The sequence below is a fragment of the Protofrankia sp. CiP1_Cm_nod3 genome (genome assembly GCF_982290655.1).
The window spans coordinates 4042-5404 of record NZ_CEVIVD010000230.1; the positions used below are offsets into that span (position 1 = coordinate 4042).

Consider the following 1363-nt stretch of genomic DNA (forward strand, 5'->3'; position numbering starts at 1 on the left):
ACAGCCCGGCGCCGAGTGGTCCGGCAGCCGCGCGCGACGAGTCCGCGGGAGCGGCCGGAACGGTCACCGAGGCCGATGCGCACGAGGCGTTCCTACGCGCCCACCTCACGTTGATCAGACTGCTGCTGGCCCGCCACATCCGCTGGCTGCGGGCCCGCTGGGGGAGCGATCCGCTGCACCCGGCGCACGGCACGGTCATCAGCGACGAGCAGGCCGACCTGCTGCTCGCGCAGGACGGCCCGGACGCCCGGTGGCTGTTCCACGACGTCGACCCGCGGTCGCGGGACCTCACCGCCCGCATCACGCGGTTACGTGACGATCTCGACCGGATCCGGGAGGTGCTCCTCGACGCGGACACGCCCGCCCCGCTGGACGTGCTCGCGTCGGTGTTCGACCTGACCGATCTCGAGCGCGACAGCCTGGTGCTCTGCCTGGCGCCGCGCCTCGACCCGGCGTTCGAGCGCCTCTACGCCTACGCGCACGACGACGTCACCCGCGGCTGCCCCACGCCCGCCCTCGCGGCCGTGCTGCTCGCTGACGCGCCGCGGGCCAGTCCACCGGATCCGTCGGACGAACCGGCGGCGCCGATGTGGTGGGGGCCGGACGCGGCGGTGGCGAGCTTCGGCACGGGCCGGCCGCTGATCGGTTTCGGGCTGCTGCGGATCGGGGCCGGCGGGCCCGGTGTGCCGTTCACCGGGCGTCCGCTCGTTCTCGACGACCGGGTCGCGGAGTTCCTGCTCGGTGTCAACCGGACCGACGACGCCGTGACCGGCCTGCTCGGGGAGATCAGGACGGCGCCGCTCGCGGAAGCCCACCTCACGCTGGTCGACCGGCTCGCCGAGCGGCTGCGCGGGCATCCGTCGCCGGTGGCGCGCTGGCCGGTCGTCAGCCTGGTCGGCCCACCCGGCAGCGGACGGCGGGCCTGCGCCGCCGCGCTGTGCGGCCGGCTCGGGCTGCGCGCCCGGGCTGTGGACGCCGCGGCCCTCGCGCGGCTCGGGTGGGCCGCACGCGCCGAGGTGGTCCGGCTGCTCGAGCGGGAGGCCGCGTTGTGCCGGTACGTCTACGTGATCGGCGGATCCGCGCTCGACGGCGCGGCGTCCGATGACGGCCGTGACGGCGGGCAGGCCGTCGCCGCCGACATCCACGATCATGAGCAGGCCGCGGCCCTCCGCGACCTGGCGGCGAGGCTGCGGGCGCCGGTCGTCGTGGTCGGCACGCGCCGGTGGGACGGCGACCGGGACGTTCTCGCCGTCGACATGCCCGTCCTCGACCCGCCGCTGCGCCGCGAACTGTGGACGAGGGGCCTGGCCGCCGCACGGCGCTCGGCGGGCGTCCCACCAGAAGCCGAAGCCGAAGCCGAGGC

At 76.2% G+C, this 1363-nt stretch carries 1 protein-coding gene; it reads left to right on the plus strand.

Annotated features, from left to right (window positions below; genetic code table 11):
* On the plus strand, nt 1-1363 hold a 1363-nt coding region (locus AC5LUJ_RS23280), incomplete at both ends, for a hypothetical protein (protein ID WP_493465779.1).